Raw genomic sequence first — 13,542 nt, forward strand, 5'->3', positions numbered from 1 at the left:
AGGGCCGGCCGCCGCTGTCCCTGCCGCGTGGAGGGCGCTGGCGCTGGATCGAGGGGGACCGCCTCGACCCGCAGGGCAGCGCCAACACCTGGGGCGCCCCGGAGAGCGAGCCGCTCTCCCTGACGGGCGCGCGGGGCGTGGCCGTCACACATCTGCATCCAAGCGGCGTGGCGCTCGTGCGGGGCGAACGTGTGGACGTCGTCACGCGCGGCGATTACGTGAGTGCGGGCGACGAGATCGTGGTCGTCGCCGACGAGGGGTACCGCAGGGTCGTGCGCCGGGTGGACCCCGACGAGGCGGCGGGCGCGGACCCCGGAAAGGTTTGACATGGAACTGACCCTGATCACCCTGGCGGTCGTGCTGGCGCTCCTCATCGTGGCGCTGTGGCTGCTGTTCTACTTCGTCCCGGTGGGCCTGTGGATCACCGCGATCTTCTCCGGCGTGCGCGTCGGGATCGGCACTCTGATCGGGATGCGGCTGCGCAAGGTCAATCCCGGCGACATCATCCGGCCGCTCATCAGCGCCACGAAGGCGGGCCTCGACCTCGACATCGGGCAGATGGAGGCGCATTCCCTCGCGGGCGGCAACGTCTCACGCGTGGTCACGGCGCTCATCTCGGCGGACCGCGCCAACATCGCGCTGCCGTGGAAGCGCGCGACCGCCATCGACCTCGCGGGCCGCGACGTGCTCGAGGCGGTGCAGGTCAGCGTGAACCCGAAGGTGATCCAAACGCCGCGCGTGGCGGCCGTCGCGAAGGACGGCATCCAGGTGGTGGCGGTGGCGCGCGTGACGGTCCGCGCGAACATCGAGCGGCTCGTGGGCGGCGCGGGCGAGGAGACGATCATCGCGCGGGTCGGCGAGGGCACCGTGTCGAGCATCGGCTCGGCGGCGAACCACAAGATGGTCCTGGAGAACCCCGACGCGATCTCGCGCTACGTGCTGGAACGCGGCCTCGACGCGGGCACCGCCTTCGAGATCCTCTCGATCGACATCGCGGACGTGGACGTGGGCCGCAACATCGGCGCGGAGCTCCAGACGGACCAGGCGGAGGCGGACAAGAAGATCGCGCAGGCGAAGGCGGAGGAGCGCCGCGCGATGGCCGTCGCGGCGGAGCAGGAGATGCGCGCCCGTGTCGTGGAGGCCGAGGCGCAGGTGCCGCTCGCGCTCGCGGAGGCCTTCCGCTCCGGGCGGCTCGGCGTGATGGACTACTACCGCATGCAGAACGTGCAGGCGGACACGCGCATGCGCTCGTCCATCGCGCAGGACGACGATCACGCGGGCGGGCCGGTCCGGTGAGGGGGACCGCGTGACTCGCCCCGACGGCGGCTTCGGGAGCCCGCCCGTGGGGGAGGAGCGGACCTTCGCGGCGGACACCCGCGAGGACCTGCTGGAACGGCCCGCGACCGCACCGAGGGCCGCGCGGGCCCAGCAGCCGGAGGGGCCCGCCATGCCGTCCGCGTCGCCCTCGTCGGGCGCGCGACTGCGCCGTGACCTCGCGTCGCCGGGCGCGCTGCGCCGCGCGTTTCTCCTCACGGAACTGCTCGGGCCGCCCGTGGCGCTGCGTGAGGACTCCGGGGGGCCGAGTGAGCTATAATCCCCGACCGGGAGGGAACGCGGTCGCGCGCCGTCGTGAGGCGGCGTGAGGAAAGTCCGGGCACCGCAGGGCAGGATGCCAGCTAACGGCTGGGCGGCGAGCAGACGGCGGAACGCGGTTCCGCGCGTGCGAAGCCGACGGACAGTGCCACAGAGACGAGTCAGCCGACGCCTTCGGGCGGGCGAATGGTGAAACGGTGCGGTAAGAGCGCACCAGTCTCCCGGGAGACCGGGAGAGCTGGTCAACCCCATCCGGTGCAAGGCCCGACAGTGGGGGAGGGGCGGCCCGCCCCGACGATCCCCAGGATGGCTGCTCGAGGCGTCCGGCGACGGACGTCCCAGAGAGATGACCGTGACGGAAGCTCCGGCTTCCGGACAGAACCCGGCTTATGACCCTCCCCGCGCCCCCACCGAAAGGTGGGGGCGTACGTTTCAATTGAGGTGTTCGCTGCCGCGCGGGCGGGCGCGGCGCGCGCCGAGCGCGTCCGCGAGGACGAAGCCCCATCCGGCGATCTGGAGGACGCCGCCGATCGGCGTGATCGCGCCGAGGGGTTTCACGCCGCTGAGCGCGAGGGCGTAGAGGCTGCCGGAGAACAGGGCGGTGCCCGCGAGGAGCCACGTCGGGGCGCGCTTCTGCTGGGGTTGCGCGCCGAGGGCGAGCAGGGCGAGCGCGTGGTACATCTGGTAGCGTACGCCGGTCTCGAAGGTGTTCAGCGCGCCCGGGGAGAGGGTGTCCTTGAGGGCGTGGGCGCCGAAGGCGCCGAGCGCCACGCCGAGCCCGCCGAGCGCCGCGCCGTACAGGGTGGCTCTGTTCATGCGCTCCAGTCTAGGCGGCGCCTCCGGGGAGTTTGTCCCTCTTTCCACAAGACGTCGGGCCTTCGGGCCGCCCGTGAAGGGCGGCCCGAGCGTCTGAATCGCACGCTCATGAACTCATCATCCCGACCCCTCGGGGTGATCGAGTGGGAAATGTGGGAGACGAGTGGGAGGGAAAGGGGGAGAAAGTGGGAGCCGGTGGTAAACGGTGGGGCGAAGTGTTACACTTCACGAAACCGTAATGTGCGGCCCAGTGGGCAAAAAGCACCTCCCACCACCGGTGAGCCGGGTGGGAGACGGTGGGGAAAGAGGAAGGATTGCCCTACGGTGAGTACCCCTATTCCATCGACGACAAGGGACGAGTGGTGATTCCACCCTCCTTCCGGGAATTCGTCGAGGACGGGATGATCCTCACCAGGGGCATGGAGGGCTGCCTCTACATCTTTCCGCTCTCCTCGTGGCGCCGCGTCGAGGAACAGCTCGAGGGCCTGCCCCTCACGGACCGCGACAGCCGCGCCTTCGTGCGCTTCTTCTACTCCGGCGCGAACAAGGCGCGCCTCGACAACCAGAGCCGCGTGAGCGTCCCGCAGACCCTGCGGACCTTCGCGGCGCTGGAGAGCGAGGTCATCGTCGCGGGCGCGCCGAACCGACTCGAACTCTGGAACCCCCAGCGCTGGGACGAGGCGATCCTCGCCGTACAGGACGATCCGCCCCGCCCGGAACTGCTCGCGAACTTCACTCCCTGAGAGCTCACAGGTATACCCGTGGAACCCAGCAAGAACCTCACCCACACGCCCGTCCTCGCCGCCGAGGTCCTCGACGCGCTCGCGCCCGCCCCGGGCCGCGTGTTCGTCGACGGCACCCTCGGCGGCGCCGGTCACACCCGCCTGCTGCTCGCGGCGGGCGCCCGCGTCTACGGCATCGACCAGGATCCCTACGCCCTCGACCGCGCCCGCGCCGACCTGCCCGAGGGCCTCACGGTGGTGCGGGGCAACTTCCGCGACATGGACACCCTCCTCGCGCGCGAGGGCGTCACCCACGTGGACGGCGTGCTGCTCGACATCGGCGTGTCCAGCTTCCAGCTCGACGACGCCGCGCGCGGCTTCTCCTACCACACGGAGGCGCCCCTCGACATGCGCATGAGCCAGTCCGGCGAGAGCGCCGCCGACGTCGTCAACGAGATGGACGAGGCGGACCTCGCCGCCGTCATCTACGAGTACGGCGAGGAGCGCCACTCGCGGCGCATCGCCCGCGCCATCGTCCGGGCGCGTGAACAGAAGCCCATCGCCACCACGGTGGAACTCGCCGACATCGTCAAGCGGGCCTACCCGGGCTACTCGCGCGGCATCCACCCGGCGCGGCGCACCTTCCAGGCGCTGCGCGTCCACGTCAACGACGAGCTCGGCGCGCTGCGCGACGGTCTCGCGGCGGGCACGCGACTGCTGCGGCCCGGCGGGCGCTTCGCGGTGATCACCTTCCACAGTCTCGAGGACCGCATCGTGAAGCGCTACTTCCGCGGCGAGAACGGCCTGCGGCCCCTCACGAAGCGGCCCGTGGAGGCGAGCGAGGAGGAACAGAACCGCAACCCGCGCGCCCGGAGCGCCAAGCTGCGCGGCGCGGAACGCGTGGACGTCCACGCGGACGGGGGCGCGCAGGGGGAGGACTCGTGACCGCTCTGCCCGCCTCCCACGACGTGTGGCGCGCGCGCGCGCTGCGCTACACCCTGATCTACCTGCTGCTCGCGCTCGTGCTGGTCGGGCTGCGCTTCGGCGCGCGCGACATCCGCCCCGAACTGCTGGACCTGCGCGAGGAGCGCACGATCCTCACGCGCGACAAGCAGGCGCTCGAACTCGACGTGCAGGCCGCCACGTCCACCGCGCGGGTCCGGGAGTGGGCCCTCGCGAACGGCATGACGCCCTTCAGCCGCGCCTCGAAGGCCACGGCAGCCTTCGAGGTGCTCCCCGCCCCGCCCGCCCCGCCCGCTGCCCGTTCCCTGGAGGTCACGACCGTATGGAAGTGAAGTTGCGCAACCGCTCCCGCCTCATGCTCGTCCTCGCGCTGCTGGGGTTCCTCTTTCTGGTGTACGCCTACGCGCAGCTGGAGTGGGGCCTCCCGAAGGGGTACGGCGGCGCGTCCTCCACGCCGCGCGGCAGCATCCTCGCGAGCGACGGCACGGTCCTCGCGAAGACCGTCGGGGCCAAACGCGTCTACCCGCAGGGCACCCTGGCAGGGCAGCTGCTCGGCATGATGGGCACCGACCGCGGCCTGGAGGGCCTGGAGGGCGCCTTCGACGACCGCCTCGCGAGTGGCGAGGACGTGACCCTCACGATCGACCCGCGCTTCCAGGCGGTGGCGGAGTCGGTGCTGGCCCGCGCGGTGAAGGAGCGGCAGGGGCAGTACGGCTCGGTCGTCGCGATCGACGTGCGCTCCGGCAACGTGCTCGCCGCCGCGAGCTACCCGCCGTTCGACCCGAACAACTGGCGCAACTTCAGCGCCGGGGACCGCCGCAACCGCGCGTTCCTCGACGTGTACGAGCCGGGCAGCACCATCAAGGCGCTCATCGTGGCCGCCGCGATGAACGAGGGCCTCACCACGCCGGGCATGGGCTACAGCACGCCGATGTGGCGCAAGATCGGCCGCAACGTCATCCACGACGCGGTGCAGCATCCCAAGGTGCTCTCCACGCGTCAGGTGCTGCGCTACTCCAGCAACGTCGGCATGAGTCACATCGTGGAGCACTTCGAGCCGCAGGACATGCACGGCTACCTGTCGAGGTACGGGTTCGGGCAGGACACGGGGCTTCAGGGGCTGTACACCGAGTCGGGTCAGCTGCAGCCCGTGTCGCGCTGGAGCGACATCGTGCGCGCCACGAACGCGTTCGGGCAGGGGATGTCCAGCACGACGCTTCAGCTCGCGACGGCCTACAACGTCCTCGCGAACGACGGGAAGTACCTCTCGCCGAGCTTCGTGGTGGGCGCGCAGGAAGGTTCGGAGCGCGCGGTGCTGCGTCCGGAGACGGCGCGCACGACGCGTGAACTGCTCAAGAGTGTCGTGGAGGAGGGGATTCCGACGCAGGCCGGGATCAAGGGCTACAGCCTCGCGGGCAAGACGGGCACGGCGCAGGTCGTGGAGAACGGACGCTACAGCGCGACCCTGTTCGACAGCGTGTTCGCCGGATTCTTCCCGGCGGAGGAGCCGCGCGTGACGCTCGCGGTGATGGTGCACGGCGCGCGCGAGCACTACCATGGCTCCCAGCTGGCGGCGCCGATCTACCGGGATATCGCGGCGGAAATGTTCTCCCAGTGGGCCTACCCGCCCGAGCACGCCAAGGGTGAGTAAATTCTGAGAACGCTGTCATGCAATCCGGGGCCACACCGCGCGTGTGGCCCCGGATTTGCTAGAACGCTTACTTTTCAAGCCCTCCTGAAGGTCCAGAAGGCCCCGGTGCGGAGCCGGACCGTGTGAAATAGCGCAAAAACGAGCGCTTGCTCGCAACTTTTGATGAGAACATAAATGAGAGTATTAGAGCATCTCTCACATAGGGGTGCGCGTTCCAGTGCGGCTTTAGAAGGGCAAGTGTGAGTGGATTCATGTTTATATGCCCTTTATTGATGAGAGCATCTGACATGACTTCTTAGAAAGTGCTCAGGAGCAGTGAATAGCTTTGGTCATACGCCGAACGGCAGATATTGACCGTCGTTCTTTCGCACTGCATCCAGATGCGCCGCGCCCGCCCCAGAGCGGGCGCGACAGGAGTCCCATGTCCTCAACCGTCCTCCCGCGAATCGTCCTCCTGACGATCGCCACCGCCACCTCGGTCGCCGCCGCCACCCCCGCCCTCCCGGGGAACGCCATCGCCGAGCAGGCCGTGCAGAACGCCCTGAGCGAACCGACCCTCGTCGCCGCCAAACCCGAACCCAAGGCCGCCCCCACGCCCGCCGCCGCCGCCAAGCCCAGCGCGCCCGCGAAGGTCGCCACCAAACCCGCCACCCCCGCCGCCAAGGCTCCGAGCGCCGCGCAGGAACGCCAGCAGGGCATCAAGCAGGCCCAGCAGAGCGCCGCGCGCACCGCCGGCCGCGTCGGCGTCAGCGCCATCGTCCGGTCCACCGCCTACAACAGCATCCCCAACCAGACCGACGCGACGCCCTTCATCACCGCCACCGGCACCCGCACCCGCTTCGGCGTCATCGCGCTCTCCCGCGACCTGCTCCGCAAATTCCCCTACGGCACCAAGGTCCGCATCGAGGACCTCAGCGGCCGCTTCAACAGCCTCCTCGCCAACCAGATCTTCGTCGTCGAGGACACCATGCACCCCCGCAAGTCCAACACCGTCGACGTCTGGATGTCCACCCGCGGCCAGGCCCTCCAGTGGGGCGTCCGCAACATCCGCATCACCGCCGTCAACTGAACTTCGAAGACCAAGCGGCCGGAACGTTCAGGGTTCGGCCGCTCGCTCTTGCCTGGGCGTCGGGACGTGAGCGTCCGCGTTTGGCGTCGTACGGACCCACCGTCGTACGCTCGGGAGCGGTCCCTCGCTTATGCCTGGGGCTTTGACGCGTCTCTGTTATGCTTGTGCCCGTGTCCGGTGACCTCACCAACCTGCCCCGGCGATCCCTGCCCCTGACCCTCGCCGCCGCGCAGCTCCGTCACCGACGCAGCCAGAACCTCATCACCGTTCTCGGCGTCGCCGTGGGCGTCATGGTCCTCATCACCGCGCTGTCACTCACCAACGGCTTCGTCCGCGCGCTCGTCGACGCCACGCTGCGCGCCGTGCCGCAGCTCTCGCTCAACGCCTGGCAGCCCGGCCAGCGCGACCCCGCCCTGGAACGCGCCCTCGCCGCCGACCCCGCCGTCGCCGCGTTCGCGCCCTTCAGCGGCGACAAGGGCCTGCTCGTGCGGCCCGCCTCGCGGGGACGCTCCGCCGGGACGGACTTCGTCGAGATCGTCGGCGTCACCCCCAGGCACGCGGACGTGCTCAACCTCCGCCCCGAGGAGAAGGAACTCCTGCGCACCCTGAAACCCGGCGAGATCGTCCTCGGCAGCTTTCTCGCGCAGTCCGTCGGGGCCTTCTCCGGCGACACCCTGCGCTACCTCGACAGCCGGCAGCAGCGCTCCGGCTTCAAGGTGAAGGGGCTCTTCCGCACCGGCAACTACCTCATCGATTCCCGTTACGCCTTCGTCCGCACCGAGACGCTCCGGACCGCCGGGGCCGCCGGGAATCTGCTGGGGTACCAGGTGCGCCTCACCGACCCCGACCTCGCGCCCGAGGTGGGCCGCCGCCTCGCCGCGGGGCGCAACTACAGTCCCGTCCCGTGGCAGGACCTCAACCGCGAACTCCTCGATCAGCTCGCGCTGCAGAAGCGCGTCATCGGCTTCGTCGTGTTCCTCATCGTGATCGTCGCGTCGTTCGGCATCGCGAACGTCCTCACGCTCACCGTCTTCGAGAAGACCCCCGACATCGCCATCCTGCGCGCCATCGGCGCCCGACGGCGTGACGTGCTGTCCGCCTTCGTCATCGCCGGGGTGCTGCTCGGCGTCGCCGGACTGCTGCTCGGCAACCTCCTCGGGCTCGCCCTGTCCCTGTACTTCAAGGTGCGGCCCTTCCAGCTGCCCGGCGACCTCTACTTCATCAGCGCGCTGCCCGTGGAACTGCGCGCCACGGACTTCCTGTGGGTGAACGTCGTCTCGCTCGTCACGACGATCCTCGCGTCCCTGCTGCCCGCGCGGCGCGCCGCGAACGTCGAACCCGCCCGGATCATCCGCTGAGGGCGCTCAACCCTCGTCGAGGGCGAGCACGCTGCGCACGAACACGTCCACGATGAACGGATCGAACTGCCGTCCCGCCTCGCGCCGCAGGAGCGCCACCGCGTCCCACGGCGTCCACGCGCCCTTGTAGCTGCGCTCGGACGTGAGCGCCTCGAACACGTCCGCGACCGCCACGACCCGCGCGAGCAGCGGGATGCGCTCCCCGCCCAGCCCGACCGGGTACCCGCCGCCGTCCCAGCGCTCGTGATGGTGCAGCACGACCTCACGCACCTCCTGCGGCAGGAACGGCAGCTCACCGAGGATCTCCACGCCCCACTCCGGGTGACGCCGCACCTCGCCCAGCTCCCCGGCGGTGAGGGGCTCCGTCTTCAGCAGGATCGAGTGCGGCAGCTTCAGCTTGCCCACGTCGTGCAGGTACGCGCCCCACCTGAGGTAGCGCAGCTGGGTCGGCGACAGGTTCATCGCCTCGCCGAGCCGCACGGCGTACCCCACGACGCGCTCCACGTGCCCCGCCTCCCACGTGCCGCCCGAGCGGCCCAGGCAGCGTACCGCCGCGTCCAGCCACGTGCGGAGCTCCAGCAACTGCAGCTCCCAGTCGAACAGCAGCCGGGAGGTGTGACCGGCGGGCTCCACCGAGCCCGCGACGAAGGCGTCCACGCGGCGCCACGTCACCCGCACGCGCCGCTCCCCCGTCAGGGTGAAGGCCGTGGCGCGCTCGCACTGTCCCTGCGCCGCCGACCACGAATCCGGGCAGCACGCGGCGCCCAGCACCAGAAAGCGCGACACGGACTGACCCACCGCGTCCGCCGCCGCGACGCCGAGGAGCGACTCCCAGTTCCCGCCGACCTCCTCGACGCGCAGGCTGCCGTCGAGCAGGAACAGCGCCGAGGGCTGCAGCGCGCTCAGAAGCGAAGACCCCGCCCGCGCGACCTGCGGCGGGCGAGGCGAGTTCACCTGGGGCGAGACGGCCCGGGCACCGTGCCCCCCGTGATGGGGGGGCGGGCCCTCGGCGGAACGGAAGTCGTCGGCCACGAATCACTCCAGACCGAAGTCGATCGGGGCGCTCGGGACGGCGCTCAGCCCGTCCATCAGGCGCGCGAGGCGCGGGTTGGCGTCGGCGCGGCGCTCCTCACGCTGCGCGGGCTTCTCGGCGCGGTGGCGCGGGTGGAACTCCTCGACGCGCGGCGCGGGCGTGTCGACTCGCACGGGCGCGGTCATTCAGTTCCCCCAGTCGTTCGCGCCCACGCCGAAGGTCACGACCGTGCCGGTGGAGGGCGAGAGGGTGGTGGTGCTCTTGGAAGGCGCCGCCGACGCGGACGCGCCGGTCACCATTGCCGTTATGATGCTGAGCACGAGGGCCACGTGAAGCAGGTTCTTCTTCATGGCCCGAGTCTAGATTGTGATGTGTGAGGAGACCGTGAAGCCGCTGTGGAACAGGTTCTAGAGTTTTTCGTACAGGGTGACTACCAGGCGGTGGTCACGGCACTCGCGGGCCGAGGCGATCTCGGAACCCGTGAGGCCGCCCTGCTCGGCATCTCGCTCCTGCGTCTCGGGCAGTACGTCGACGCGGAGCCCGTCCTTCGCCGCGCCCACCTGCTCGGCGACCTCGAGGCGCGCGTCGAGTACGGCAACCTCCTGCGCGCCACCGGCCGCTACGACGAGGCCGTCTCGCTGCTCTCCGAACTCGAGAGCATCCCCGACGACGAGCTGCGCTTTCGCGCGCTGCGCTGGCGCGGCGTGGCCGAATTCCAGCGCGGTCACGCCCGCGAGGGCCTGGAGCTCTGCGAGCGCGCCTGGCACGGGTACATCAAGCTCTCCGACGACGTCCGCATCGCCAAGCTCTCGCAGAACCTCGCGCTGATGCACAAGAGCTTCGGCAACTTCGCCCGCGCCGAGCAGCTCCTCGACGAGGCCGTCCGCGCGCTCGAAACCGTCGGCGATCAGGACGCCCTCGTCACCTCGCTCCACACGCAGCTCGAACTGCAGATGAGCCGGGGCCGCCTCGACGCCGCGCGCGCCACGCTCACACGCGCCAAGCCGCTGCTTCAGCACGTCCCCGCCTACCGCAGCCTCTACTTCCTCACCAGCGAGGCGGCGCTCGCCGAGAACGAGGGCGCGTACGAACGCCACATCACCCTCGTCCGCGAGATCCTGACGCGCGCCTCCACCATCGGCGACCGCGAGGTGCTGCTGTGGGCCACCGTGAAGCTCGCCGAGCACCACGCCCGCCTCGGCGACTACGCGCAGGCCATGCGGCTCGTCTACCAGTTCCCCCTCCAGCCCGGCGAGACGCTCCCCGTGGAGCTGCGCGTCGTGCGCGGCGTCATCCACCGCAGGCGCGGCACGTACAGACAGGCCATCACGGAACTCTCCGGCGCCGTGGACGTCCTCAAGGAACGCGGCGACGCCCTCGGCCTGACGCGGGCGCAGCTGCAGCTCGCCTACGCCTACCACCTCGACCACCAGACGCAGGAGACCGCGGTCGTGCTGCGCGAGACCCTGGAGAGCCTCCTGCGCCTCCACACGCAGAGCGCCCTGCGCCCCGAACTCGAGGAGCTCTCCGAGCTGCTGCAGTACGCGTCGCTCGAACCGGACCTCGCGCCGTACCTCGAACCCATCATGGAGAACCTCGCCGGGATGGCGAGCGAGGGCGGCGCCTCCTCCGACCAGATCCGCCTGCAGATCTACACCTTCGGCCGCGTCGCCGTGTACCGCGACGGCGAGGAGGCCCACTTCACCCTGCGCGGCAGCGTCCCGCTGCTCGTCTACCTCATGCTGCGCCCCGGACGCACCCGCGTGGAGATGCAGCTCGACCTGTACCCCGACAAGGACGCCACGAGCAGCGCGAACTACATCCGGCAGGCCATCAAGGAGCTCCGCGACCGCCTCGGTCAGGAAGTGGTCGTGTTCGACGGGCCGCACCACCAGCCCCGCTACCGCCTCGGGCCGCGCGTCCGCGTCGACCTCGACCTCGTCCGCTTCCTCGACGCGGTCGAGCACGGCGAGGTCGCCCGCGCGCTCGCCGTGTACCGCGGCGAGTTCCTGCCCGGCATGGACGACAGCGAATGGGTGCTCACCAAACGCGACGAGGCGCAGCTCGCGCTCGCGTTCGAACTGCGCAACCAGATCGCCCGCTACCGCGAGGAGGGCGAGTGGCGACGCGTGATCCTCCTCAGCAACCAGTACCTCCGCATCGACCCGTACGAACGCGAGGTGCACCAGCACCGCGTGGAGGCCGCCCGCGCCGTCGCCAGCGCCGCCGAGCTCGCGCGGTACGTGGCGCAGATGAACGCGCTCGACAATTGAATGGAGAGACGCGCCAACGCACCAGGCAAAAGCGAGGGGCCGTCCCCGAGCGGACGACGCCCAAAACACGGACGGCCCCTCCTGCCCGCCCCCGGCATGAGCGAGGGGCCGTCGGCGTGTCTCTCCATCTTTTTGGCGTCGTACGGACCGGGACGGCCCGGTCCTTTCGCCTTGGGCGCCCACGTGTCTCTCCATCTCAGTTAGGGTCAACTCTACGCAAATCCTGTACAGTGACCCTCGTGCTGCGCCTCCTGTTCATCGGTGACGTGTACGGCAAACCGGGCCGTCGCGTCGTCGCCGACCACCTGCCCTCCATCCGGGACCGCTACGACTTCGTGATCGCGAACGGCGAGAACGCGGCGGGCGGCTTCGGCCTGAACCGCGAGAGCGCCACCGCGCTGTTCCGCGCGGGCGTGGACTGCATCACGCTCGGCAACCACGCGTTCGGCAACAAGGAGGTCTACGGCCTCCTCGACGACCCTCGCGTGCTGCGCCCCCTGAACTACCCTCTGGGCACGCCCGGCGCGGGCTGGTGGACCTTCGACGTGCGCGGCGAGCGCCTCACGGTCGTCAACGCGCTCGGGCGCACCTTCATGGACCCCGTGGACGACCCGTTCCGCGCGCTGTCGGACCTGCTGGAGCGGGACGATCTCGGCAGCGTCTTCCTCGACTTCCACGCGGAGGCGACGAGCGAGAAGGCCGCGATGGGCTACCACCTCGCCACACGCGTCGCGGCGGTGGTGGGGACGCACACGCACGTCGCCACGGCGGACACGCGCCTGCTGCGGGGCGTCACGGCCTTCCAGACGGACGCCGGCATGACGGGCCCGCTCGAGAGCGTGATCGGCGCGGCGATCGAGGGGCCCGTCGCGCGCTTCCTCACGCGCCTGCCGCACCGCTACACCGTCGCGGAGGGCGCGGCGCAGCTCAATGCCGTGGAGATCGACGTCTCGGACAACCGCGCCACGCGCGTGGAACGCTACTCGTTCACGGAAGGAGGCGCGTCTTGAGCACCCTGAGGGAGGACGTCAGCACCCTGGGCCGCGCGCTCGGGGTGGTGCTGCGGGAGCAGGAGGGCGAGGGCTTCTTCGAGCTGGTGGAGTCCGTGCGGGCACTCGTCCGCGAGGCCCGCGCCGGGCAGGACGACGCGAGGCTGCGTGACCTGCTCGTGCACGCGGACACCGCGACCGCCGAGGGCCTCGTGCGGGCCTTCTCGTGGTACTTCCAGCTCGTGAACCTCGCGGAGGAGTACGAGCGCGTGCGGAGCCTGCGGGGCCGCGCGGGCCCGCGTCCGCAGAGCGTCGAGGACGCCCTCCTGAAGCTGCGCGACCTGGGCTGGGACGCCCCGCGCGTCCTCGACCTGCTCGCGCGGGTGGAGCTCAACCTGACCTTCACCGCGCACCCCACCGAGATGCGGCGCCGCACGATCCGCGCGCACCTCGTGGAGATCGCGCGGGACCTGCCGGACCTCTCCGGGGAGGCGCTGGAGCGCGTCAGCGCGCACGTCGAGGCGATGTGGGGCACGCTGGAGCTCCGCCGCCTGCGCCCCACCGTCCTCGACGAGGTGAAGGGCGGGCTGGGCTACGTGAGCGCCATCTCGCGGGCGCTTCCCCGGCTGGAGCGGGACCTGCGCGGCGCGCTGCGCGGCGTGTTCGGCGTGGACGCCCGCGCGGGCGTGCCGGTGCGCTTCTCCTCGTGGATGGGCGGCGACCGTGACGGCAACCCCTTCGTGACGCCCGACGCCACGCGCGACACGCTCGCGCTGCACGCGGAACGCGCCCGCGAGCTGCTCGTCGCGACGCTCGCGCAGGCCTACGCGGACCTCAGCCAGCACGACGGCCCCGAGGAGCCCTGGCGCGAGGAGGTGCGCGCCCTGCACGACGCCGTGCGGGACGGGGAGGCCGTGGACCTCGTGGGGCGCCTCGACGCGCTCGACACCCGCCTGCGCGCGGGGGGGCAGACGCGCAGCGCGGACCACCTGCTGCTGCCCGCCGTGACGCTCGCGCGGACCTACGGGCGGCACCTCGTGAGCCTCGACGTTCGCGAGCACAGCGCCCTCACGGG

At 70.8% G+C, this 13,542-nt stretch carries 16 protein-coding genes and 1 other RNA gene; 13 read left to right on the plus strand and 4 right to left on the minus strand.

Annotated features, from left to right (window positions below; all coding sequences use genetic code 11):
• The 4 genes from DEIPI_RS38770 to rnpB form a co-directional block, all read left to right on the plus strand.
• Nucleotides 1-326: NfeD family protein (locus tag DEIPI_RS38770; protein ID WP_211238232.1), on the plus strand; the 326-nt coding region annotated here is incomplete at its 5' end.
• Between the two features lies 1 nt (nucleotide 327).
• Nucleotides 328-1,296: a flotillin-like protein FloA gene (floA, locus tag DEIPI_RS0102790; RefSeq protein ID WP_027480770.1), complete on the plus strand. Its 969-nt coding sequence runs from the start codon at nucleotides 328-330 to the stop codon at nucleotides 1,294-1,296.
• A gap of 10 nt (nucleotides 1,297-1,306) precedes the next feature.
• On the plus strand, nucleotides 1,307-1,594 hold the full coding sequence (locus DEIPI_RS0102795; protein WP_157463429.1) for a hypothetical protein: 288 nt from the start codon (nucleotides 1,307-1,309) through the stop codon (nucleotides 1,592-1,594).
• A gap of 7 nt (nucleotides 1,595-1,601) precedes the next feature.
• An RNA gene (gene rnpB / locus DEIPI_RS35250) (RNase P RNA component class A) lies at nucleotides 1,602-1,999 on the plus strand.
• Nucleotides 2,000-2,025: 26 nt separating this feature from the next.
• Here rnpB and DEIPI_RS28040 read toward each other — a convergent pair.
• Nucleotides 2,026-2,409 (minus strand): DUF423 domain-containing protein, encoded by a 384-nt coding sequence (locus DEIPI_RS28040; protein ID WP_045233526.1) that lies wholly within the window; start codon nucleotides 2,407-2,409, stop codon nucleotides 2,026-2,028.
• A 314-nt stretch (nucleotides 2,410-2,723) separates the two neighbouring features.
• On the opposite strand from DEIPI_RS28040, the gene mraZ reads away from it, so the two are divergent.
• The 6 genes from mraZ (at nucleotide 2,724) to DEIPI_RS0102830 (ending at nucleotide 8,172) form a co-directional block, all read left to right on the plus strand.
• Nucleotides 2,724-3,152 carry a division/cell wall cluster transcriptional repressor MraZ gene (gene mraZ, locus DEIPI_RS0102805; RefSeq protein ID WP_027480772.1) on the plus strand — a complete coding sequence of 143 codons (429 nt, stop codon included), beginning with the start codon at nucleotides 2,724-2,726 and terminating at the stop codon, nucleotides 3,150-3,152.
• A gap of 18 nt (nucleotides 3,153-3,170) precedes the next feature.
• Nucleotides 3,171-4,076: a 16S rRNA (cytosine(1402)-N(4))-methyltransferase RsmH gene (gene rsmH / locus DEIPI_RS28045; RefSeq protein ID WP_245588497.1), complete on the plus strand. Its 906-nt coding sequence runs from the start codon at nucleotides 3,171-3,173 to the stop codon at nucleotides 4,074-4,076.
• Nucleotides 4,073-4,426: a hypothetical protein gene (locus DEIPI_RS28050; protein ID WP_045233528.1), complete on the plus strand. Its 354-nt coding sequence runs from the start codon at nucleotides 4,073-4,075 to the stop codon at nucleotides 4,424-4,426. The genes rsmH and DEIPI_RS28050 overlap by 4 nt, the downstream gene beginning before the upstream one ends.
• Nucleotides 4,417-5,745: a peptidoglycan D,D-transpeptidase FtsI family protein gene (locus DEIPI_RS0102820; protein WP_027480773.1), complete on the plus strand. Its 1,329-nt coding sequence runs from the start codon at nucleotides 4,417-4,419 to the stop codon at nucleotides 5,743-5,745. Before DEIPI_RS28050 ends, DEIPI_RS0102820 begins: the two co-directional genes overlap by 10 nt.
• 421 nt (nucleotides 5,746-6,166) lie before the next feature.
• On the plus strand, nucleotides 6,167-6,814 hold the full coding sequence (locus DEIPI_RS38775) for a 3D domain-containing protein (protein WP_027480774.1): 648 nt from the start codon (nucleotides 6,167-6,169) through the stop codon (nucleotides 6,812-6,814).
• Between the two features lie 158 nt (nucleotides 6,815-6,972).
• Nucleotides 6,973-8,172 carry an ABC transporter permease gene (locus DEIPI_RS0102830; RefSeq protein ID WP_045233529.1) on the plus strand — a complete coding sequence of 400 codons (1,200 nt, stop codon included), beginning with the start codon at nucleotides 6,973-6,975 and terminating at the stop codon, nucleotides 8,170-8,172.
• Between the two features lie 6 nt (nucleotides 8,173-8,178).
• On the opposite strand, the gene DEIPI_RS28055 is transcribed toward DEIPI_RS0102830, so the two are convergent.
• Genes DEIPI_RS28055 through DEIPI_RS37300 form a run of 3 tightly spaced genes read right to left on the minus strand, consistent with a single transcriptional unit; the run spans nucleotide 8,179 to nucleotide 9,555 of the window.
• Nucleotides 8,179-9,204 carry an HD-GYP domain-containing protein gene (locus DEIPI_RS28055; RefSeq protein WP_052351594.1) on the minus strand — a complete coding sequence of 342 codons (1,026 nt, stop codon included), beginning with the start codon at nucleotides 9,202-9,204 and terminating at the stop codon, nucleotides 8,179-8,181.
• Between the two features lie 3 nt (nucleotides 9,205-9,207).
• Complete coding sequence (locus DEIPI_RS0102840; protein ID WP_027480776.1) at nucleotides 9,208-9,390, minus strand: hypothetical protein; 183 nt, start codon at nucleotides 9,388-9,390, stop codon at nucleotides 9,208-9,210.
• The gene (locus DEIPI_RS37300; protein WP_157463430.1) at nucleotides 9,391-9,555 is read right to left on the minus strand and encodes a hypothetical protein; all 165 of its coding nucleotides are present in this window, start codon (nucleotides 9,553-9,555) and stop codon (nucleotides 9,391-9,393) included.
• Between the two features lie 45 nt (nucleotides 9,556-9,600).
• On the opposite strand from DEIPI_RS37300, the gene DEIPI_RS0102850 reads away from it, so the two are divergent.
• The 3 genes from DEIPI_RS0102850 to DEIPI_RS41180 all read left to right on the plus strand — a co-directional run.
• Nucleotides 9,601-11,478, plus strand: a complete 1,878-nt coding sequence (locus tag DEIPI_RS0102850) for a tetratricopeptide repeat protein (protein WP_027480777.1) — start codon at nucleotides 9,601-9,603, stop codon at nucleotides 11,476-11,478.
• A 239-nt stretch (nucleotides 11,479-11,717) separates the two neighbouring features.
• A complete protein-coding gene (locus tag DEIPI_RS0102855) occupies nucleotides 11,718-12,488 on the plus strand; it encodes a TIGR00282 family metallophosphoesterase (protein ID WP_027480778.1) in 771 nt (256 codons plus the stop codon).
• A partial coding sequence (locus DEIPI_RS41180; protein WP_045233530.1) for a phosphoenolpyruvate carboxylase occupies nucleotides 12,485-13,542 on the plus strand: 1,058 nt, incomplete at its 3' end. The genes DEIPI_RS0102855 and DEIPI_RS41180, both read left to right, overlap by 4 nt.

The organism is Deinococcus pimensis DSM 21231, from assembly GCF_000519345.1.
Taxonomy (GTDB): domain Bacteria; phylum Deinococcota; class Deinococci; order Deinococcales; family Deinococcaceae; genus Deinococcus_A; species Deinococcus_A pimensis.

Bases quoted from the DNA above. Each gene is read 5' to 3' on its own strand.
- floA (WP_027480770.1), top strand. From the start codon at position 328: ATGGAACTGACCCTGATCACCCTGGCGGTCGTGCTGGCGCTCCTCATC.
- DEIPI_RS28040 (WP_045233526.1), bottom strand. From the start codon at position 2,409: ATGAACAGAGCCACCCTGTACGGCGCGGCGCTCGGCGGGCTCGGCGTG.
- DEIPI_RS0102820 (WP_027480773.1), top strand. From the start codon at position 4,417: ATGGAAGTGAAGTTGCGCAACCGCTCCCGCCTCATGCTCGTCCTCGCG.
- DEIPI_RS38775 (WP_027480774.1), top strand. From the start codon at position 6,167: ATGTCCTCAACCGTCCTCCCGCGAATCGTCCTCCTGACGATCGCCACC.
- DEIPI_RS0102830 (WP_045233529.1), top strand. From the start codon at position 6,973: ATGCTTGTGCCCGTGTCCGGTGACCTCACCAACCTGCCCCGGCGATCC.
- DEIPI_RS0102840 (WP_027480776.1), bottom strand. From the start codon at position 9,390: ATGACCGCGCCCGTGCGAGTCGACACGCCCGCGCCGCGCGTCGAGGAG.
- DEIPI_RS37300 (WP_157463430.1), bottom strand. From the start codon at position 9,555: ATGAAGAAGAACCTGCTTCACGTGGCCCTCGTGCTCAGCATCATAACG.